Raw genomic sequence first — 19168 nt, 5'->3', positions numbered from 1 at the left:
CACAGGAGGAGGCGGCAACGATGATCAGCGGCACCCCGCCGGGCCACACCCCGGCGATCGAGCTGCGCGGAGCGAGCAAGGTGTTCCGTACGCCCTCGGGCGCCTCGCACACGGCCGTACGGGATCTCGACCTTGCCGTGGGGCAAGGCGAGTTCGTGGCCGTGGTCGGCCCCACGGGCTGCGGGAAGTCCACCACGCTCACGCTGGTCAGCGGCCTGGAGGAGCCGACCGAGGGCGAGGTGCTGATCGGCGGCGAACCCGTGACCGGGATCCGGCCGGAAGTCGGCTTCGTGTTCCAGCAGGACGCCGTCTTCCCCTGGCGGACGGTGCTCTCCAACGTCATGGCGGGCCCGCGCTTCCGCGGAGTGCCCAAGGCCGAGGCGCGGGAGCGGGCGCGCGAGTGGCTCGGCCGCGTGGGGCTCGCGGCCTTCACCGACCGCTATCCGCACCAGCTCTCCGGCGGCCAGCGCAAGCGCGTCGCGCTCGCCCAGACCTTCGTGGGCGACCCGGAGATCCTGCTGATGGACGAGCCCTTCTCGGCGCTCGACGTACAGACCAGGGCCCTGATGTCGGACGAGCTCCTGGAGCTGTGGGGCGGCTCCCGCCCCGGCGGGCGGGCCGCTTCCGTCATCTTCGTCACCCACGACCTGGAGGAGGCGATCGCCCTCGCCGACAAGGTCGTCGTGATGACCGCCGGGCCGGCGACCGTCAAGGCGGTCTTCCCCGTCCGGCTGCCCCGGCCGCGCAAGGTCGAATCCGTGCGCCTGGAGGCGGAGTTCGTGGAGATCTACCGCGAGATCTGGTCGTCCCTCGGCGAAGAGGTCCGCATCACCCGTGAGAGGGGTGCCTCCCGTGTCGCTTGAGTCCGTCGATTCGGTCAACTCGGTTGATCCGGCCGAACCGCTTGCATGGGACGAGCCCGTGAAGGTTTCCGCTCACCCGGCCGGCGGCCGGACCGCCGCCCGCGCCAAGGCCGTCCGGCGGCGCAGGCTGACCGTGTACGCGGCGCGGCTGCTGGTGCTCGCCGTCGTGCTGGGTGCATGGGAGTTGACGGCCCGCAACGGCATCATTGATCCGTTCAACTTCTCGATGCCGTCGAAGATCTGGGACCAGATCGTCCAGTGGACGCTCCACGGCACGCCGCAGGGCTCGCTGGGCGAGCAGATCTGGTACACGCTCTACGAGGCCCTGCTCGGCTGGGTGTTCGGCGTGGCCGGCGGCGTGGTGCTCGGGATCGCGCTCGGCCGGGTGCGCTTCCTGGCCGACGTCTTCAGCCCGTACATCAAGGTGCTCAACGCGCTGCCGAGGATCGCCCTCGTACCGGTCTTCCTGATCCTGTTCGGGCTGGGTCCGGCGTCCAAGGTCGCGTCGGCGGTCGTCCTGGTCTTCTTCCCCGTGTTCTTCAACGCCTTCCAGGGCGCACGCGAGGTCGACCGCAACCTGGTGGCCAACGCCCGCATCCTGGGCGCGAGCAACCGCCGGGTGACGCTGCAGGTCGTCATCCCCTCCGCGACCTCCTGGATCTTCACCAGCCTGCACGTCAGCTTCGGCTTCGCGCTCATCGGCGCGATCGTCGGCGAGTACCTCGGTGCGGCGAAGGGTATCGGGCTGCTGATCTCCGCCTCGCAGGGCACCTTCAACACGGCGGGCGTCTACGCCGCGATGGCCATCCTCGCCGTCGTCGCACTGCTCACGGAAGGCCTGCTGACCTTCGCCGAGAGGAAGCTCTTCCGCTGGAAGCCGGGCGGCTCCGGCGCGGGGGAGTGACGGCACGGCGGCCCGCACGCCCCCACCCCCTGCGTACCCCACCTCCCGCACACCCCACCCCCCTTGCACGTCCTGTTTGCCTCCTACGAACCTCCGACCGTAAGGAACAGCGATGCGTACGTTCAGCAAGACCGCCGGAGCCCGTGCGGGCGCCGTCGCGGCGGTGATGTGCCTGACCCTGGCCGGGTGTGCCGACGACAACTCGACGAACAAGCGGAATTCGGCGCTCGAGGCGGCGAAGGGCGACATCGTCAAGATCATGGTGGGCGGCCTGGACAAGGTCATCTACATGCCGGCGGTCCTCACCCAGCGGCTCGGCTACTTCCAGGACGAGGGGATCACCGTCAACCTGCTCACCGAGCCCGCGGGCGTGCAGGCCACCACGTCCCTGGTCGCCGGTGACGTCCAGGGCGTCGTGGGCTTCTACGACCACACGCTGGACCTGCAGGTGAAGGGCAAGCAGGTGGAGTCCGTGGTGCAGCTCGCGCAGACGCCGGGGGAGGTGGAGATCGTCTCCAAGAAGGCCGTGGGCAGCCTGACCTCGCCCAAGGACTTCAAGGGCAAGAAGCTCGGCGTGACCGGGCTCGGCTCCTCCACCGACTTCCTGACGAAGTACCTGGCGGTCAAGAACGGGGTGAAGGTCAGCGACTTCACGCCCGTGGCCGTCGGCGCCGGGCAGACCTTCATCTCCGCGCTGCAGCAGGGCGCCATCGACGGCGGGATGACGACCGACCCGACCGTCGCGCAGATCCTCGCCAAGGACGCGGGCAAGGTGCTCGTCGACATGCGGACGCCCGAGGGGTCCCGGGCGGCGCTCGGCGGTCTCTACCCGGCCTCCAGCCTCTACATGAACACCAGTTGGGTCAACAGTCACAAGGACGTCGTGCAGAAGCTCGCCAACGCCTTCGTGAGGACCCTCGGGTGGATGTCCGAGCACACGCCGGAGGAGATCGCGGCCAAGATGCCGGAGGACTACGCCAAGGGCGGCAAGGACCTCTACATCGAGGCGATCAAGAACACGCTGCCGATGTTCACCAAGGACGGGGTGATGCCCGAGGACGGTCCGAAGACCGTCCACCAGGTCCTGAAGTCCTTCAACCCGGCGATCAAGGACGCCAAGGTGGACCTGGAGAAGACCTACACCACGGAGTTCGTGAAGAAGGCGGGGTGACCCCTGCCGGGAACCTCCGGCGGAGCGTGTCGGGAAGGCGTCTCAGGAGAGCGGGACGACGGACCCGACGTCCATCCGCGCCGGCATGCCCGGCGCCCGTCCGCAGCTCTCCGGACGAGGCGGCTCCGCGGCGCCCTGCTCGACGGCCACCCGCCAGGAGCGGCCGTCGGCGTGGGTGACCGTCACCGACCAGTGCGGCGCCGCTCCCTCGGTGCGCGTCACGTCGAGGGCGTCCGCGCCCTCCTCGCCGGTCAGTTCGCGCACCGCCAGCTCCGCGGCCTGGGCCGGGCGCTCCCACGCGGAGCGGCCCCGGCAGTCGCCGGTGACGATCCGGCGGTCGCGCACCGCCTCCAGCACCTCCTTGACGCCGTGGGCGGTGACGCGGCCGTAGGCGTAGCCGTACGGGAGGACGAAGAGCGTGGGCGAGAAGCGGTGGCCGCCGATGTGGGTGACCTCCCAGGCCTCCGCCCCGGAGGCGGCCAGCTCGGCGGCCAGGGGGCGGCCCAGCAGGGCGCAGCAGCGGTCGCGCTTGCCGTTGGTGCACACGAACACCAGCGGGTCGCCCTCGTAGTCCTCCCACAGGCCGCCGTGCTCGCCCGCGCCGAGCGCGGCGAGGTCGAGCCCGGTCAGCTCCGCGGGGTCGGCGACCGCGGTGGTGCGGATCCAGGAGCGGCCCGGGGCGGTGTGGGCGGCGAACACGCGGTGGGTGCCGGGCTGGTGGCAGTCGGCGTGCCGGCCGGGGCGGCGGATCAGCGCGATCCGGACGCCCGTGCCCTCGGCCGCCGCGTCCAGCGCCCGCCCGACGGCGGGGTCGAGGTGGCTCGCGGTCAGCGCGTCCGCACCCCAGGGCCCCGGCTGCTCGACGAGCAGCCACGTCCGCGCGGTGGCGGCGGTGCCGGCCAGCGGCTCGGACAGATGGCGGGAGGCGGTCGCGCACGTACTCACGAAGGTAAGCCTAACCTGAGTTGCCGGTGATCGTACGGCGCACTGCGGAGGTGGCTGAACCTCACGGCATGGGCTGGGGCGGCCTGGGGCCCGAGTAGGCGCCCGAGGGGCGCATCCGGAGCGGACGCTCCGTGTACTCCTCCAGGGCGTGCGCGATCCATCCGGCGGTACGGGCGACCGCGAACACCGTCTCCCCGGCCTCGGGCGGCATCTCCGCGGAGACCGACAGCACGGCGAGGGCGAGGTCGACGTTGGCGTGCAGGGCCACGTGCCGGGCCGTCGTGGCCTCGACCTCGCGCGCCGCCTCCAGTGCGTCCGCGGCCGCCGGTACGGATTCCAGGCGGGCGAACAGGGCGGTGGCGCGGGGGTCGGGGCCCGGGTAGAGGCGGTGGCCGAGGCCCGGCACGCGGCGCCCGTCGCGCAGGTGGTCGGCCACGACCGCCCCCGCGCTGCCCCGCTGCAGCACCTCCGTCAGCATCCGGTGCGCCAAGCCGCTCGCCGCGCCGTGCAGCGGGCCCTCCATCACCCCGAGCCCGGCCGAGACCGCGGCGTAGGGGTGGGAGCGGGCGGAGGCGGCGACCCGTACGGCGAGCGTGGACGCGGCCAGGTCGTGGTCGATGAGCAGCACGAGTGCGGCGTCCAGGGCGCGCAGTGACGCCTCGTCGGGCGCCTGCGCGGTCAGCCGGGACCACAGCCTGCGGGTGAGCGGGGCGCCGCCGCCGTCCGCCCGGGGCAGCCGCCCGATGGCGGGCAGCGCGTCGACCAGCGTCGGGATCAGCCCGCGCGCCGTGCCCAGCACCGCCTCGGGTGACAGGTCGAAGCGCATCGGGTCGGCCGCGGCCGCCGCGATCGCCGCCACCCGCAGCCGGTCGGTGGGGCCGCTGTGCGCGGGCATGGCGCTCACCGTGCGGAGCGCCGCGATCAGGCCGTCCTCCGGGGCGGTGAACCGCGTGCCGGGCCGCAGCCGGCCGGTCCACAGCCACTCCGCGACCTCCTCGTAGCCGTACCGCTCGGCGAGCGCGGTGGCGTCCACTCCGCGGTAGAAGTACCGGCCCTTCTCGATGAGGGTGATGCCCGTGCGGATCGCCGTCTCGCCGCCGAACGCCGTCTCGCGCCGCCCGCGCCGCACCAGTGCGTCGACCTCGTGCGCGTCGAAGGTGCTGCCGCGCCCGCCGGGGCCGCGGTGGCTGGTGAGCTGGCCGCGGCTCACGTACGCGTAGACCGTCTCGGGCTTCACGCCGAGCCGCTCGGCGACCTCGCGGGTGGTCAGCCGCTCGCCCGTCGCGCCGTCGTGCTCCGTGCCGGTGCCGTCCGCCGGCTGCCGGCCCGCGCCGTCCTTCGTCGTGTGATCCGCCATGGAGGACACGCTATCCACCCGCCGTCCACCTCTGCATATTGATTGAATCAACATTGACAACTATTGAGTCAAGCATGGACAGTCGAATCAAGGCTTGATCGATCACTGAACACCACGGATCAGGGGGCAGCAATGCCGATCACCGAAGTGCCGCGCGGACTCGCCGGCGTCGTCGTCACCGACACCGCCCTCGGCGACGTCCGCGGCCGGGAGGGCTTCTACCACTACCGCCAGTACTCGGCCGTCGAACTCGCCCGGACCCGGTCCTTCGAGGACGTCTGGCACCTGATGTTCCGCGGCTCCCTGCCCGACGCGCGGCAGCGCGCCCGCTTCGCCGCCGAGACCGCGGCCCTGCGCCGGCTCCCGCAGGACGTGCGCGACGGCCTGCCGGGCATCGCCCGCGCCGGTGCCGCCTCCGGCCCGCTCGCCGGGCTGCGCACCGCGCTGTCCCTGCTCGGCGCCTCCTCCGGCCTCCGGCCGCTGTACGACACCGACGCCGCCGGGCGCGAGGCCGCCGCGCTCGCCGCCTGCGCCGCCGTCCCCACCCTGCTCACGGCCCTCCACCGGCTCGGCAACGGACTGGAGCCCGTGGAGCCGCGCGACGACCTGCCGCACGCCGCCAACTACCTCTACATGCTCACCGGAGCCGAGCCCGGCGCCCGGCAGGCCCGCGCCGTCGAGCGGTACCTCGTCTCCACCATCGATCACGGCTTCAACGCCTCGACGTTCACCGCCCGCGTCATCGCCTCCACCGGCGCGGACCTCGCCGCCTGCCTGTGCGGCGCGATCGGCGCGCTCTCCGGCCCACTGCACGGCGGCGCGCCCAGCCGGGCGCTCGACACCCTCGACGCCATCGGCACCCCCGGCCGCATCGACTCCTGGATCCGCGAACGCGTCCTCGCGGGCGAACGGATCATGGGCTTCGGGCACCCCGTCTACCGCACCGAGGACCCCCGCTCCCGGATGCTCCGGGAGATCGCCCGGGAGTTCGGCGGGGACCTCGTGGACTTCGCCGTCGAGGTCGAGGGCCGGGTGGAGGCGATCCTCGCCGAGCTCAAGCCCGGCCGGGAGCTCCACACCAACGTCGAGTTCTACGCGGGCGTCGTCATGGAGCTGTGCGGGCTGCCGCGCGAGATGTTCACCCCCACCTTCTGTGCGGCCCGCGTCGTCGGCTGGAGCGCCAATATCCTGGAGCAGGCGGACGACTCGAAGATCATCCGCCCGGCGGCCCGGTACGTGGGCCCGCCCCCGCCCCAGCCGGTCCCCGCCGTGCTCGACTGACGATGGAGGCGCCCCCCGTGGCCAAGCGACAGATCCCGGTCATCGTTCTCGCAGGATTCCTGGGGTCGGGCAAGACCACGCTCCTCAACCACCTCCTGGGGAGGAGCGGGGGCACCCGCATCGGGGCGATCGTCAACGACTTCGGCAGCATCGAGATCGACGCCATGAGCGTCGCCGGGCAGGTCGACTCGATGGTCTCGCTCGGCAACGGATGCCTGTGCTGCGCCGTGGACACCAGCGAGCTCGACGGCTTCCTCGACCGGCTCTCCCGCCCCGCGGCCCGCATCGACGTCATCGTCATCGAGGCCAGCGGCCTGGCCGAGCCGCAGGAAGTCATCCGGATGATCCTGGCCAGCGACAACAAGGACATCGTCTACGGAGGCCTCGTCGAGGTCGTCGACGCGGCGGAGTTCGCCGCCACCCGGGCCCGGCACCCGGAGCTCGACCGCCACGTGGCCATCGCCGACCTCGTCGTCCTCAACAAGGCGGACCGGGTCGGCGACGAGGCCCGCCGGGAGATCCTCGGCGTGCTGGAGGAGCTCGGCCCCGGCACGCCCGTCGTGCCCGCGTCGTACGGGCGCATCGACCCGGAGCTGCTCTTCGACCGCAAGCCGCGCGAGGACGACCCGTCGAAGACGCGCCAGCTGTCCTTCGAGGACCTGTGCGCCGACGACGAGCAGGACGGCCACGGACACGACCACGAGCACGGTGACGACTGCCCGGACGGCTGCGACCACGGCGGGCACCTGCACGCCGCCTACGAGAGCGTCGAGTTCGTCTCCGAAGAGCCCGTGGACCCGCGGCGGCTGATGGAGTTCCTCGACAGCCGCCCGGAGGGCCTCTACCGGATCAAGGGCTTCGTGTACTTCGGCATAGCCGGGCACAAGCACAAGTTCGCCGTCCACGCCGTGGGCGACTTCCTGCGCTTCTACCGCTCCTCCTGGGCACGGGCCGAGGAACGGCTCACCCAGCTCGTACTGATCGGCAGGGGAGTCGACACGGCGGCCCTGCGGGCCGGGCTGGACCGCTGCCGGGTCACCGCGGGGGAACCGCCGGCGGAGGAGAACAGTATGTGGGGCGTCCTGCGGTACGCACAGGGCTGACGGGGGCGCCCGCGGCGCCCCCGCCCCCCGGGCCCGGTTACACCGGGCCCGCCAGCGCCTTCACCGGCTTCGCCAGGGGAGTGCCCGAACCGTCCCGCCGCGGGTCGGCCTCCGGCAGCTCCACCGGAGCGCCCTTCGCGTCCGCCGCCCGCGCCGGCGCGGCACCCGCCCAGGCCATGACGAGGCAGTCCTCGCCCTTGAGGAAGCGCTGGCAGCGCACGCCGCCCGTCGCCCGTCCCTTGCGCGGGTACTGGTCGAAGGGGGTCAGCTTCGCCGTGCCCTCCGAGGCCCCCAGCAGGGTGCCCCGCGCCCCGGCCTGGGTGAACACCACCGCGTCGGCCGCCGGGTCGATGGCGGTGAAGGAGATCACCTTCGCGTCGGCGGCGAGCTTGATGCCCGCCATACCGCCCGCGGGCCGGCCCTGCGGCCGCACCTGCGAGGCCGGATAGCGCAGCAGCTGGGCGTCGTCGGTGACGAAGACGAGGTCCTCCTCGCCCGTCCGCAGCTCGGCGGCGCCGACGATGCGGTCGCCGTCCTTGAGGGAGATGACCTCCAGCTCGTCCTTGTTGGCCGGGTAGTCGGGGACCACGCGCTTGACGACGCCCTGCTCCGTGCCGATCGCGAGCCCCGGCGAGGACTCGTCCAGCGTGGTGAGACAGACGACCGTCTCGCCGTCCGCCAGGGAGAGGAACTCCGGCACCGGTGCGCCGCCCGCCAGGCTGGGCGCCGCCGCCGTCTCCGGCAGCTGCGGCAGGTCGATCACCCGCATCCGCAGCAGGCGCCCGGCCGACGTCACCGCGCCCACCTCGCCCAGGGCCGTCGCCGGCACCGCCGAGGCGATCACGTCGTGCTTGACGCGCTTGGCCTCGCCCGCGGCGGGCGGGAAGGGCTCGCCGGTGGCCGTACGGGCCAGCAGGCCGGTGGAGGACATCAGCACGCGGCACGGGTCGTCGGCGACCTGCAGCGGGACCGCCGACGCCGGGGCGCCCGCCGACTCCAGCAGGACCGTACGGCGGTCGGTGCCGAACTTCTTCGCCACGTCCGCCAGTTCGCCCGAGACCAGCTTGCGCAGCTCCGCGTCGGACTCCAGGATCCGCGTCAGCTCCTCGATCTCCTCGGTGAGCTTGTCGCGCTCCGCCTCCAGCTCGATGCGGTCGAACTTCGTCAGACGGCGCAGCGGAGTGTCGAGGATGTACTGCGTCTGCACCTCGGAGAGGGAGAAGCGCGCGATGAGGGCCTCCTTGGCCTGCGCCGCGTTCTCACTCGATCGAATGATCCTGATGACCTCGTCGATGTCGAGCAGGGCCACCAGCAGGCCCTCGACCAGGTGCAGCCGGTCGCGCCGCTTGCCGCGCCGGAACTCGCTGCGCCGCCGCACCACCTCGAAGCGGTGGTCGACGTAGACCTCCAGGAGCTCCTTGAGGCCCAGGGTCAGCGGCTGGCCGTCGACCAGGGCGACGTTGTTGATACCGAAGGACTCCTCCATCGGCGTGAGCTTGTAGAGCTGCTCCAGGACGGCCTCGGGGTTGAAGCCGTTCTTGATCTCGATGACCAGGCGCAGGCCGTGGGCGCGGTCGGTGAGGTCCTTGACGTCGGCGATGCCCTGGAGCTTCTTCGAGCCGACCAGGTCCTTGATCTTGGAGACGACCTTCTCGGGGCCGACGGTGAAGGGCAGCTCGGTGACGACCAGGCCCTTGCGGCGGGCCGTCACGGTCTCCACCGAGACGGTGGCGCGGATCTTGAACGTGCCGCGGCCCGTCTCGTAGGCGTCGCGCACGCCGGAGAGGCCGACGATCCGGCCGCCCGTGGGCAGGTCCGGGCCGGGGATGAACTTCATCAGCGTGTCGAGGTCGGCGCCCGGGTGCTTGATCAGGTGCCGGGCGGCCGCGACGACCTCGCCGAGGTTGTGCGGCGGCATGTTCGTCGCCATGCCGACCGCGATCCCGGACGAGCCGTTGACCAGCAGGTTGGGGTAGGCGGCGGGCAGGGCCACCGGCTCCCGCTCGCTGCCGTCGTAGTTCGGCGTGAAATCGACGGTGTCCTCGTCGATCGACTCCGTCATCAGGGACGTCGCCGACGCCATCCGGGCCTCGGTGTAACGCATGGCCGCGGGCGGGTCGTCATTGCCGAGGGAGCCGAAGTTGCCGTGGCCGTCGACCAGCGGCACGCGCATGGAGAACGGCTGCGCCATGCGCACCAGGGCGTCGTAGATGGAGGCGTCGCCGTGGGGGTGGAGCTTACCCATCACCTCGCCCACGACGCGGGCGCACTTCACGTAGCCGCGGTCGGGGCGCAGGCCCATCTCGTTCATCTGGTAGAGGATCCGGCGGTGGACCGGCTTGAGACCGTCGCGCGCGTCGGGCAGGGCCCGGGAGTAGATGACGGAGTAGGCGTACTCGAGGAAGGAACCCTGCATCTCGTCGACGACGTCGATGTCGAGGATGCGCTCCTCGAAGTTCTCCGGCGGCGGGGTCTTCGTGCTGCGGCGGGCCATCGCGGCTGCGGCTCCTTCGATCGATTGCCGAGGCAGGGTGCTGACGCGGACCATTGTGGACCGCGCCACTGACAACACCGGACACGACCCGTCCGTAAGGGGGCACCGCGCCGGGAACTTCGCCGGATGTCAGCGCGCTTGCATACAGTGACAGCACTGCTCATCACGCGAGTCATCGCGCACCGGCGCGAGATTTCAAGCGATCGAAGGGACGTACATGCCCATGGGTCACACGGCCACGCAACAGGCCGGTACCGGCGGCCTCACAGCGACCGAGCACCGCCTGGCCAACGGCCTGCGGGTGGTGCTCTCCGAAGACCACCTGACCCCGGTCGCCGCCGTCTGCCTCTGGTACGACGTCGGCTCGCGCCATGAGGTCAAGGGCCGCACAGGCCTCGCCCACCTCTTCGAGCACCTTATGTTCCAGGGCTCGGCACAGGTCAAGGGGAACGGCCATTTCGAGCTGGTTCAGGGCGCCGGCGGCTCCCTCAACGGCACCACCAGCTTCGAGCGCACCAACTACTTCGAGACCATGCCGGCGCACCAGCTGGAGCTGGCCCTGTGGCTCGAGGCCGACCGGATGGGCTCCCTGCTCACCGCCCTCGACGACGAGTCGATGGAGAACCAGCGCGACGTCGTCAAGAACGAGCGCCGCCAGCGCTACGACAACGTCCCCTACGGGACCGCCTTCGAGCGGCTGACCGCCATGGTCTTCCCGGACGGCCACCCGTACCACCACACCCCGATCGGCTCCATGGCCGACCTGGACGCGGCCTCCCTGGAGGACGCCCGCGCCTTCTTCCGCACGTACTACGCCCCGGGCAACGCGGTCCTGTCGGTCGTCGGCGACATCGACCCCGAGCAGACCCTCGCCTGGATCGAGAAGTACTTCGGTTCGATTCCCGCGCACGACGGCAAGCAGCCCCCGCGCGACGGCAGCCTGCCCGACGTCATCGGCGAGGAGCTGCGCCAGGTCGTCCGCGAGGAGGTCCCGGCCCGCGCCATGATGGCCGCCTACCGCCTCCCGCAGGACGGCTCCCGCGAGGCCGACGCCGCCGACCTGGCCGTCACCGTCCTCGGCGGCGGCGAGTCCTCCCGCCTGCACAACCGCCTGGTCCGCCACGACCGCTCCGCCGTCGCCGCCGGCTTCGGCCTGCTGCGGCTCGCCGGCGCCCCCTCGCTGGGCTGGCTGGACGTCAAGGCGTCCGGCGGCGCCGAGGTGGCCGGCATCGAGGCCGCCGTCGACGAGGAGCTCGCCCGCTTCGCCGCCGAGGGCCCGACCCCCGCGGAGATGGAGCGCGCCCAGGCCCAGCTGGAGCGCGAGTGGCTGGACCGGCTCTCCACCGTCAGCGGCCGCGCCGACGAACTGTGCCGCTTCGCGGTGCTGTTCGGCGACCCCCAGCTCGCCCTGACCGCCGTGCAGCGCGTCCTGGACATCACGCCGGAGGAGGTGCGGCAGGTCGCCCGGGCCCGCCTGCGCCCCGACAACCGCGCCGTGCTGGTGTACGAGCCCACCGAGCCGGCCGCCCCCGCCGCCGACGAGAACGCCGAAGCAGAAGAGGAGACGGCCAAGTGAGCGACGCCCTGGCCCCCGCCCAGCCCACCCAGCCTCCGCATTCTTCTATGGCCTTCCACCCGCAGCCGCAAGCCGGGACCGCGGCCCCCTGGGCCTTCCCCGCCCCCGAGCGCGGCACGCTCCCCAACGGCCTGACGGTGCTGCGCTGCCACCGCCCGGGCCAGCAGGTCATCGCCGTCGACATCAACGTGGTGGCCCCCCTCGCCGCGGAGCCGGAGGGCCTCGACGGCGTCGCCACCATCATGGCGCGCGCCCTGTCCGAAGGCACCGACAAGCACACCGCCGAGGAGTTCACCGCCGAGCTGGAGCGCTGCGGCGCCACCCTCGACGCCCACGCCGACCACCCGGGCGTGCGCCTGTCCCTGGAGGTCCCCGCCTCCCGGCTAGGCAAGGCCCTCGGTCTCGTGGCCGACGCGCTGCGCGCCCCCGCCTTCCCCGACCACGAGGTCGAGCGGCTGGTGGGCAACCGCCTGGACGAGATCCCGCACGAGCTGGCCAACCCCGCCCGCCGGGCCGCCATGGCGCTCTCCAAGGAGCTCTTCCCGGCCGGCTCGCGGATGTCCCGCCCGCGCCAGGGCAGCGAGGAGACCGTCGCCCGCATCGACGCCGCCTCCGTGCGGGCCTTCTACGAGGCCCACGTGCGCCCCGCCACCACGACCGCCGTGGTCGTCGGCGACTTCACCGGAGTCGACCTCGACGAGGCCCTCGCCGACTCCCTCGGCGCCTGGACGGGTTCCCCCGCCGAGCCGTACCCGCTCAAGCCGGTCACCGCGGACGACACCGGCCGCGTCGTCATCGTGGACCGCCCCGGCGCGGTCCAGACGCAGCTCCTCATCGGCCGCATCGGCGCCGACCGGCACGGCCAGGTCTGGCCCGCCCAGAGCGTCGGCACGTACTGCCTGGGCGGCACCCTCACCTCCCGTCTGGACCGCGTCCTGCGCGAGGAGAAGGGCTACACCTACGGCGTGCGGGCCTTCGGCCAGGTGCTGCTGTCCACGCCGGAGGGCACCGGCGCGGCCATGCTCGCCATCAGCGGCTCGGTGGACACCGCCTCCACCGGCCCCGCGCTGGAGGACCTGTGGACCGTCCTGCGCACCCTCGCCGCAGGGGGCCTGACGGACGAGGAGCGCGACTCCGCCGTGCAGAACCTCGTCGGCGTCGCCCCGCTGAAGTACGAGACGGCGGCGGCCGTCGCGGGCACCCTCGCCGACCAGGTCGAGCAGCACCTGCCGGACGACTTCCAGGCGCGCCTGTACGAGCGCCTCGCCGCGACGGGCACGGTGGAGGCCACCGCCGCCGTGGTGAGCGCCTTCCCGGTCGACCGCCTGGTGACGGTGCTCGTCGGTGACGCCGCGCAGATCGAGGAGCCCGTCCGGGCCCTCGGCATCGGGGAAGTGACCGTGATCACGGGCTGAAGCCCGCGGCGGGCCGGCCGCGCCGGCCGGCCCGTCAACCGGCAGGCACGCGCGCCCCTGAGGCGCGTGTGCCTGCCAAATGTCCGATTTAGCGGAGTGGTTGCACGTCTGCGTTGTGGCGTGGGCCACAAAATGGGGCTTCTGTTTGCCGATCGAAAGTGGCGGCGTCTAGCGTCAAAGCGTCTGTCCGTCAGATGTGCGTCGCATCCGCGGCCCGGGCAGACATCGCCGAGTCCCCGTACGGCGCGAGCCAGGGGAGCCGGGGACCCAAGTGTCCCTGGGGTGAATCGGGCCCCTTTCCGGAGGGATCCGTAGGAGACCTTCCTGCTCCGAACCCGTCAGCTAACCCGGTAGGCGAGAGGGAAGGAAAGGACCAGCCTCACCAATGGCGTTCACTCGTGCCACCGGGAAGCACCGCAAGCCGAGCCGCGCCGTTCGCGTCAGCGCGAACGCGGCGGGCATAGCCACCCTCGCCGCCACCGGTGTCGTCGCGGGCCTCGCCGCCCCGGCGATGGCCGCCTCTCCCGACGAGACCCACCGCCCCACCGAGGACACCGGCCTGACCCAGGCCGTCGTCATCGGCGAGGACACGGCCGGCCGCATCGGCGAGCAGGCCCAGGTCCAGACCAGCGCCGCGGCCGAGAACACCGCCGTCCACGAGGCCGAGGCCGCCGCCAAGCAGGAGGCCGCCGACGTCAAGAAGGCCGCGGACGAGGCCAAGCGCAAGGCCGAGGCCGAGCGCAAGGAGCAGGAGCGCGCCGCCCGCGAGCAGGAGCGCAAGCGCCTCAACACCTTCGTCTCGCCGATCGCCGGCTCGTACGTCTCCACGTCCTACAAGGCCTCCAGCGGCCTGTGGTCCTCCGGCAGCCACACCGGCATCGACATGCACGCCGCGACCGGCACCTCGATCCAGGCCGTGGGCGCGGGCACCATCGTCGAGGCCGGCTGGGGCGGCGCCTACGGCAACAACGTCGTCATCAAGCACAACGACGGCACCTACACGCAGTACGGCCACCTCTCGTCCATCGACGTCAGCGTCGGCCAGTCGGTCACCGCCGGCCAGCAGATCGGCCTCTCCGGCGCCACGGGCAACGTCACCGGCCCGCACCTGCACTTCGAGGCCCGCACCGGCGCCACGTACGGCACCGACATCGACCCGGTCGCCTACCTCAGCGAGCACGGCGTCAACCTCTGACGCACCCGCCCGCGCCCCCGCGCGGCACATTCGCCTGACGAAGGCCCCGGCCCACCGGCCGGGGCCTTCGTCGTATCCTCGTGTTGGCCAAAACATATCGATGACTTCACGTGCGCCGTCGGAAATCGCGGGCGGCTGCAATAGAGTCGCTGAACAGGCGTCAATCGGCCGCGTTTCGCGGGGGTTATGCGGAGGTTCACCCATGCGGGGCCGTACGTGAACGGTGATGGCACAGCGAATCAGAGCGGCCGTCGCATTTCCGCGCACGCCGTGTGCACGGCGATCCGTGACGACATTGTTTCCGGCACGTTTCCGCCCGGCAGCAGGCTCACCGAAGAAGTCCTCGCGCGCCGCTACGGCGTTTCGCGCGTGCCCGTGCGCGAGGCGCTGCGCACCCTCGCCTCGGAGGGGTTCGTGACCACCCGGCGGCACGCGGGCGCCTGCGTCGCGGAGCCGACCGAGCAGGAGGCCGCCGATCTGCTGGAGGTCCGCGCCCTGCTGGAGCCGCTGGGCGCCGCGCGCGCCGCACAGCGCCGTACGGAGGCGCACCTGAAGGTGCTGCGCGGTCTGGTCCGGCTCGGCCAGGAGCGCGCCCGGGGCGGGCGTACGGGCGAGCTGCGGCCGCTCGGGGACTGGTTCGACGAGACCCTCGCCCAGGCGTCCGGCAGCCCGAGCCTCGCGGGCCTGCTCACCCAGCTCCGGCTCAAGATCGCCTGGGTGTACGCGGCGGAGCCGCCCGCGCGCCCCGTCGACACCTGGGAGGTGCTCGGCGCCCTCGTGGACGCCGTCGCCCGCGGCGACGCGGAGCGCGCCCGGGCCATCGCGGCGGCCCGTGCGGACCGGGCGCCCGGCGAATTCCGGCTGCGCCGCACCGTCCCGGCGGCCCGCGTGCGGAATGCGGGCCCGGCCGTGCGAACGGTGATCTCCGGTTCCTGACCCCGGTTCCCGATCCGGGTTCCCGGGAGCGTACCTATTTACGTCCGGTGTTACCGCAGGAACCATCTCCGGCCGAACTTCCGCCAAAGGAATGCCCGGCTGTTACCGCTGGAATGCCATGGATTTCGCGCGGGCGCACGCGGGGTGTGAATGGGGTGCGCGGGGTGCGGCCGGGAAAACGACAGCGGGGCCACGGCGGCCCTCAATCGGCCGCCGCGGCCCCGCCGCGCGCGATTCCGTCGAATCAGACGGTCTCCGGGAGCTCCTCGAGACCCTCGGCGACCAGCTTCGCCAGACGGTCCAGGGCGGCCTCGGCGCCCTCGGCGTCGCTGGAGAGGACGATCTCCTCGCCACCCTGGGCGCCCAGGCCCAGCACGGCCAGCATGGAGCCGGCGTTGACCGGGTTGCCGTCGGCCTTGGCGATCGTCACGGGGACGCCGGCGGCGGTCGCCGCACGGACGAAGATCGACGCGGGACGGGCGTGCAGGCCCTCGGCCCAGCCGACGTTGACGCGGCGCTCAGCCATGGTGTTGCCCTTCAAGTCGTAGGGGTTGTCTAGACCAGTGTCTCACGGTGCCCGGAGTGCTCCGGCGCAGCGCTTCCGATGTCCGTGCCCGGCCTTACGCTGGCCCCATGCAGACGACGCCGGCGCAGTCCGGGCCCGAGTACGCGTACCCCACCCACTGGGAAGCCGACGTCGTGCTGCGCGACGGCGGCACCGCGCACCTGCGCCCCATCACCCCCGACGACGCCCAGCGTCTGGTGAGCTTCTACGAGCAGGTCTCGGACGAGTCGAAGTACTACCGCTTCTTCGCCCCCTACCCCCGCCTCTCCGACCGGGACGTCCACCGCTTCACCCATCACGACTACGTCGACCGCGTCGGCCTCGCCGCCACGGTCGGCGGCGAGTTCATCGCCACCGTCCGCTACGACCGCATCGACGGCCGCGGCATGCCGGCCTCCGAGCCCGCCGACGAGGCCGAGGTCGCCTTCCTCGTGCAGGACGCCCACCAGGGCCGCGGCGTCGCCTCCGCCCTCCTGGAGCACATCGCCGCCGTGGCCCGCGAGCGCGCGATCCGGCGCTTCAGCGCCGAGGTGCTGCCCGCCAACACCAAGATGATCAAGGTGTTCACGGACGCGGGCTACACCCAGAAGCGCAGCTTCGAGGACGGTGTGGTCCGCCTCGAACTGGACCTGGAGCCCACGGACCGCTCCCTCGCCGTCCAGCGGGCCCGCGAGCAGCGCGCCGAGGCCCGCTCGGTGCAGCGGCTGCTCGCCCCCGGCTCCGTGGCCGTCATCGGCACCGGGCGCGCGCCGGGCGGCATGGGGCGGGCCGTGCTGCGCAACCTGCTGGCGGGCGGCTTCACCGGGCAGGTCCACGCCGTCAACCACGCCTTCCCCGAGGGCACCACACGGCTCGACCCCGAAGGCGTGCCGGCTCACCGCTCCGTCCTCGGTATCGACGGGCCCGTCGACCTCGCCGTCGTGGCCGTGCCCGCCGATCAGGTGCCCTCCGTCGTCGCCGAATGCGGCGAGCACGGCGTCCAGGGCCTCGTCGTCCTCTCCGCCGGGTACGGCGAGAGCGGCGCCGACGGGCGCGAGCGCCAGCGCGAGCTCGTGCGCCAGGCCCGCTCCTACGGGATGCGCATCATCGGGCCCAACGCCTTCGGCCTCATCAACACCGCCGGCGGCGTCCGCCTCAACGCCTCCCTGTCGCCCGAGCTGCCCGCCGCCGGCCGCATAGGGCTCTTCAGCCAGTCCGGGGCCATCGGCATCGCCCTGCTCTCCGGGCTCCACCGGCGCGCCGCAGGGCTCGTCGGCATCTCCACCTTCGTCTCCGCCGGCAACCGCGCGGACGTCTCCGGCAACGACTTCCTGCAGTACTGGCACGACGACCCGGACACCGACCTCGTGCTCATGTACCTGGAGTCCATCGGCAACCCCCGCAAGTTCACCCGCCTCGCGCGGCGCACCGCCGCCCGCAAGCCGGTCGTCGTCGTCAAGGGCGCCCGCCACGGCGGGGCCGCGCCCACCGGGCACGCCGTGCCCACCACCCGGATCCCCGACGCCACCGTCTCCGACCTGCTCCGGCAGGCCGGCGTCATCCGCGTCGACACGGTCACCGAGCTCGCCGACACCGGGCTGCTCCTCGCCTCCCAGCCGCTGCCCGCAGGTCCGCGCGTCGCCATCCTCGGCAACTCCGAGTCCCTCGCCCTGCTCACCTACGACGCCTGCCTCACTGACGGCCTGCGCCCCCAGCCCCCGTACGACCTCACCACCGCCGCCCAGCCCGCCGACTTCCGCAGGGCGCTGGCCGGCGTCCTGGCCGACGAGGAGTGCGACGCCGTCGTCGTCACTGCCATCCCGTGGGTGGGGGACGCCTCCGCGGCGGACCTCGCCCGGGCGCTGCGCGAGGCGGTCGCGGCCTCGCCCGCCGCCAAGCCGGTGACCGTCGTGCACCTGGAGATCCCGGGGCTCGCCGAGGCGCTCGCGGAGCCGGCCGGCGAGGGCGCCGGGGGAGCGGAGGGCTCCGCACCGGCCGTGCGGATACCGGCCTACCCCGCCGCCGAGCGGGCCGTCCGGGCGCTCGCCGAGGCCGCGCGCTACGCACGCTGGCGGCGGCACGCGGCCGAGCCGGGGCGCGTGCCCGAGTACGACGACATCGACGAGGCCGGGGCCGCCGCCGACATCGGCGTGCTGCTGGAGGCCCACGGGGCCGGTCTGGCGCCGCCGCCCGAGGGCCCGCGGGCGGTCACCCTCTCCGCCCCCGACACCCAGCGCCTCCTCGCCCGGTACGGGATCGCCGTGCTGCCCGCGCTGCCGGCGCCCGACCCCGACGGTGCGGTGCGCGCCGCGCAGCGGCTCGGCTTCCCCGTCGCCCTCAAGCCCACCGCCCCGCACCTGCGCCACCGCGCCGACCTCGGCGGCGTCCGGCTCGACCTGGGCGGCGAAACGGAACTGCGCCGCGCGTACGCCGAGTTGACCGAGCTCCTCGGCAAGCCCGAGGAGACCCGGCTCGTCGTCCAGTCCATGGCGCCGCGCGGGGTCGACACCGTCGTACGGGCGGCGATCGACCCGGCGGCGGGGGCGGTCCTGTCCTTCGGCCTGGCCGGGGCGCCCTCCCTGCTCCTCGGCGACACGGCCCACCGGCTCGTCCCCGTCACCGACCGCGACGCCGCCGAGCAGATCCGCTCCATCCGCACCGCCCCGCTGCTCTTCGGCTGGCGCGGCACGACGCCCGTCGACACCAGGGCCCTGGAGGAGCTGCTGCTGCGCGTCTCCCGGCTGGTCGACGACCACCCCGAGGTCGTCGGCGCCGACCTGGAGCCGGTGATCGTCGCCCCCCAGGGGGTGCACGTCCTGGGCGCCACCATCCGCCTGGCCCCGGCCCCGGCCCGCACGGACCTGGGCCCGCGCAGCCTGCCGGTGGTCTGACGGCAACAGCCCACCGGTCCGCCCCTGCGCGCCGCGAGCCCCCGGCCCGGCATTCCCGGTCGCCGCCCCGCGCCGGTCCGGGCAGAGCCGCGGCGCCTGCGGCGGGCTTTCGCGCTGTGGACTGCGGTCGGCTCGGCACCGCCGGTGGCCGCCGCGGGGGTTTTCCGCCGTCGCGGCGGAGTGGATCGCCTGGACGGTGATGCTTGCCGCTGCCGCCGCGCTCGGCCCGGTCCGGGCACCCCCGTCCCGCCGCAGCGACGACGGCGGTGTGACGGCGGTGTACGGCGGTACCGGTGCGCCTGCGGCGGGCTTCCCCCCCTGTGGGCTGCGGTCGGTCCGGCACCGCCGGTGGCCGCCGCGGGGGTCGCGGCGGAGTGGATCGCCTGCACGGCGATGCTTGCGTCGCTGCCGCCCTCGACCCCGTCCGGGCGCCCCCGGCCGCCGCTGCGGAGACGCATCGGCGCTCAGCCGCCGCGGCGGCCCGCCCGCGCCA

The 19168-nt window shown here is 73.2% G+C and carries 14 protein-coding genes and 1 riboswitch; of the genes, 10 read left to right on the top strand and 4 right to left on the bottom strand.

Features of this window, described 5'->3' with window-relative positions:
• The first annotated feature begins 20 nt into the window (after positions 1 to 20).
• The 3 genes from ACFPP6_RS15000 (at position 21) to ACFPP6_RS14990 (ending at position 2938) form a co-directional block, all read left to right on the top strand.
• The gene (locus tag ACFPP6_RS15000; RefSeq protein WP_382041595.1) at positions 21 to 863 is read left to right on the top strand and encodes an ABC transporter ATP-binding protein; all 843 of its coding nucleotides are present in this window, start codon (positions 21 to 23) and stop codon (positions 861 to 863) included.
• Positions 864 to 921: 58 nt separating this feature from the next.
• The gene (locus ACFPP6_RS14995; protein ID WP_382041592.1) at positions 922 to 1767 is read left to right on the top strand and encodes an ABC transporter permease; all 846 of its coding nucleotides are present in this window, start codon (positions 922 to 924) and stop codon (positions 1765 to 1767) included.
• A gap of 112 nt (positions 1768 to 1879) precedes the next feature.
• On the top strand, positions 1880 to 2938 hold the full coding sequence (locus ACFPP6_RS14990; RefSeq protein ID WP_382041589.1) for an ABC transporter substrate-binding protein: 1059 nt from the start codon (positions 1880 to 1882) through the stop codon (positions 2936 to 2938).
• A gap of 42 nt (positions 2939 to 2980) precedes the next feature.
• Here ACFPP6_RS14990 and ACFPP6_RS14985 read toward each other — a convergent pair whose 3' ends face one another.
• Both ACFPP6_RS14985 and ACFPP6_RS14980 read right to left on the bottom strand, forming a co-directional pair.
• Positions 2981 to 3883, bottom strand: a complete 903-nt coding sequence (locus ACFPP6_RS14985; RefSeq protein ID WP_382041586.1) for a sucrase ferredoxin — start codon at positions 3881 to 3883, stop codon at positions 2981 to 2983.
• A gap of 61 nt (positions 3884 to 3944) precedes the next feature.
• Entirely contained in the window at positions 3945 to 5240 is a 1296-nt protein-coding gene (locus ACFPP6_RS14980; protein ID WP_382041583.1) for a citrate/2-methylcitrate synthase, read from the bottom strand.
• Between the two features lie 132 nt (positions 5241 to 5372).
• Here ACFPP6_RS14980 and ACFPP6_RS14975 point away from each other — a divergent pair, with 132 nt between their 5' ends.
• Together ACFPP6_RS14975 and ACFPP6_RS14970 are read left to right on the top strand one after the other, a co-directional pair.
• Positions 5373 to 6521, top strand: a complete 1149-nt coding sequence (locus ACFPP6_RS14975; RefSeq protein WP_382041580.1) for a citrate synthase/methylcitrate synthase — start codon at positions 5373 to 5375, stop codon at positions 6519 to 6521.
• A gap of 17 nt (positions 6522 to 6538) precedes the next feature.
• Positions 6539 to 7624, top strand: coding sequence for a CobW family GTP-binding protein (locus ACFPP6_RS14970; protein WP_382041577.1), 1086 nt, complete (start codon positions 6539 to 6541; stop codon positions 7622 to 7624).
• A 37-nt stretch (positions 7625 to 7661) separates the two neighbouring features.
• Here the strand turns inward: ACFPP6_RS14970 and ACFPP6_RS14965 are convergent, their stop codons facing one another.
• Entirely contained in the window at positions 7662 to 10118 is a 2457-nt protein-coding gene (locus ACFPP6_RS14965) for a DNA gyrase/topoisomerase IV subunit A (RefSeq protein WP_382041574.1), read from the bottom strand.
• Between the two features lie 223 nt (positions 10119 to 10341).
• Between ACFPP6_RS14965 and ACFPP6_RS14960 the strand changes: the two genes are divergently transcribed.
• From ACFPP6_RS14960 to ACFPP6_RS14945, 4 genes are all read left to right on the top strand, one after another.
• A complete protein-coding gene (locus tag ACFPP6_RS14960) occupies positions 10342 to 11694 on the top strand; it encodes a M16 family metallopeptidase (RefSeq protein WP_382041797.1) in 1353 nt (450 codons plus the stop codon).
• 47 nt (positions 11695 to 11741) lie between these two features.
• Positions 11742 to 13109 (top strand): M16 family metallopeptidase, encoded by a 1368-nt coding sequence (locus ACFPP6_RS14955; RefSeq protein WP_382041794.1) that lies wholly within the window; start codon positions 11742 to 11744, stop codon positions 13107 to 13109.
• A 216-nt stretch (positions 13110 to 13325) separates the two neighbouring features.
• Positions 13326 to 13481, top strand: a riboswitch (cyclic di-AMP (ydaO/yuaA leader).
• A gap of 13 nt (positions 13482 to 13494) precedes the next feature.
• Complete coding sequence (locus ACFPP6_RS14950) at positions 13495 to 14304, top strand: M23 family metallopeptidase (protein WP_382041571.1); 810 nt, start codon at positions 13495 to 13497, stop codon at positions 14302 to 14304.
• Between the two features lie 270 nt (positions 14305 to 14574).
• On the top strand, positions 14575 to 15240 hold the full coding sequence (locus ACFPP6_RS14945; protein ID WP_382041568.1) for a GntR family transcriptional regulator: 666 nt from the start codon (positions 14575 to 14577) through the stop codon (positions 15238 to 15240).
• A 244-nt stretch (positions 15241 to 15484) separates the two neighbouring features.
• Here the strand turns inward: ACFPP6_RS14945 and ACFPP6_RS14940 are convergent, their stop codons facing one another.
• Positions 15485 to 15766 carry an HPr family phosphocarrier protein gene (locus ACFPP6_RS14940; protein ID WP_382041565.1) on the bottom strand — a complete coding sequence of 94 codons (282 nt, stop codon included), beginning with the start codon at positions 15764 to 15766 and terminating at the stop codon, positions 15485 to 15487.
• 107 nt (positions 15767 to 15873) lie between these two features.
• On the opposite strand from ACFPP6_RS14940, the gene ACFPP6_RS14935 reads away from it, so the two are divergent.
• Positions 15874 to 18675 (top strand): bifunctional acetate--CoA ligase family protein/GNAT family N-acetyltransferase, encoded by a 2802-nt coding sequence (locus ACFPP6_RS14935; RefSeq protein ID WP_382041562.1) that lies wholly within the window; start codon positions 15874 to 15876, stop codon positions 18673 to 18675.
• Positions 18676 to 19168: the final 493 nt, after the last annotated feature.

Source organism: Streptomyces aureoversilis (assembly GCF_042657885.1).
GTDB classification, from domain to species: domain Bacteria; phylum Actinomycetota; class Actinomycetes; order Streptomycetales; family Streptomycetaceae; genus Streptomyces; species Streptomyces aureoversilis.
Note: the sequence above shows the minus strand (reverse complement) of the source record. Positions and strands in the feature narration are given on the sequence as shown.

Bases quoted from the DNA above. Each gene is read 5' to 3' on its own strand.
- ACFPP6_RS14950 (WP_382041571.1), top strand. From the start codon at position 13,495: ATGGCGTTCACTCGTGCCACCGGGAAGCACCGCAAGCCGAGCCGCGCC.
- ACFPP6_RS14975 (WP_382041580.1), top strand. From the start codon at position 5,373: ATGCCGATCACCGAAGTGCCGCGCGGACTCGCCGGCGTCGTCGTCACC.
- ACFPP6_RS14960 (WP_382041797.1), top strand. From the start codon at position 10,342: ATGGGTCACACGGCCACGCAACAGGCCGGTACCGGCGGCCTCACAGCG.
- ACFPP6_RS14955 (WP_382041794.1), top strand. From the start codon at position 11,742: ATGGCCTTCCACCCGCAGCCGCAAGCCGGGACCGCGGCCCCCTGGGCC.
- ACFPP6_RS15000 (WP_382041595.1), top strand. From the start codon at position 21: ATGATCAGCGGCACCCCGCCGGGCCACACCCCGGCGATCGAGCTGCGC.
- ACFPP6_RS14965 (WP_382041574.1), bottom strand. From the start codon at position 10,118: ATGGCCCGCCGCAGCACGAAGACCCCGCCGCCGGAGAACTTCGAGGAG.
- ACFPP6_RS14940 (WP_382041565.1), bottom strand. From the start codon at position 15,766: ATGGCTGAGCGCCGCGTCAACGTCGGCTGGGCCGAGGGCCTGCACGCC.
- ACFPP6_RS14935 (WP_382041562.1), top strand. From the start codon at position 15,874: ATGCAGACGACGCCGGCGCAGTCCGGGCCCGAGTACGCGTACCCCACC.
- ACFPP6_RS14990 (WP_382041589.1), top strand. From the start codon at position 1,880: ATGCGTACGTTCAGCAAGACCGCCGGAGCCCGTGCGGGCGCCGTCGCG.
- ACFPP6_RS14980 (WP_382041583.1), bottom strand. From the start codon at position 5,240: ATGGCGGATCACACGACGAAGGACGGCGCGGGCCGGCAGCCGGCGGAC.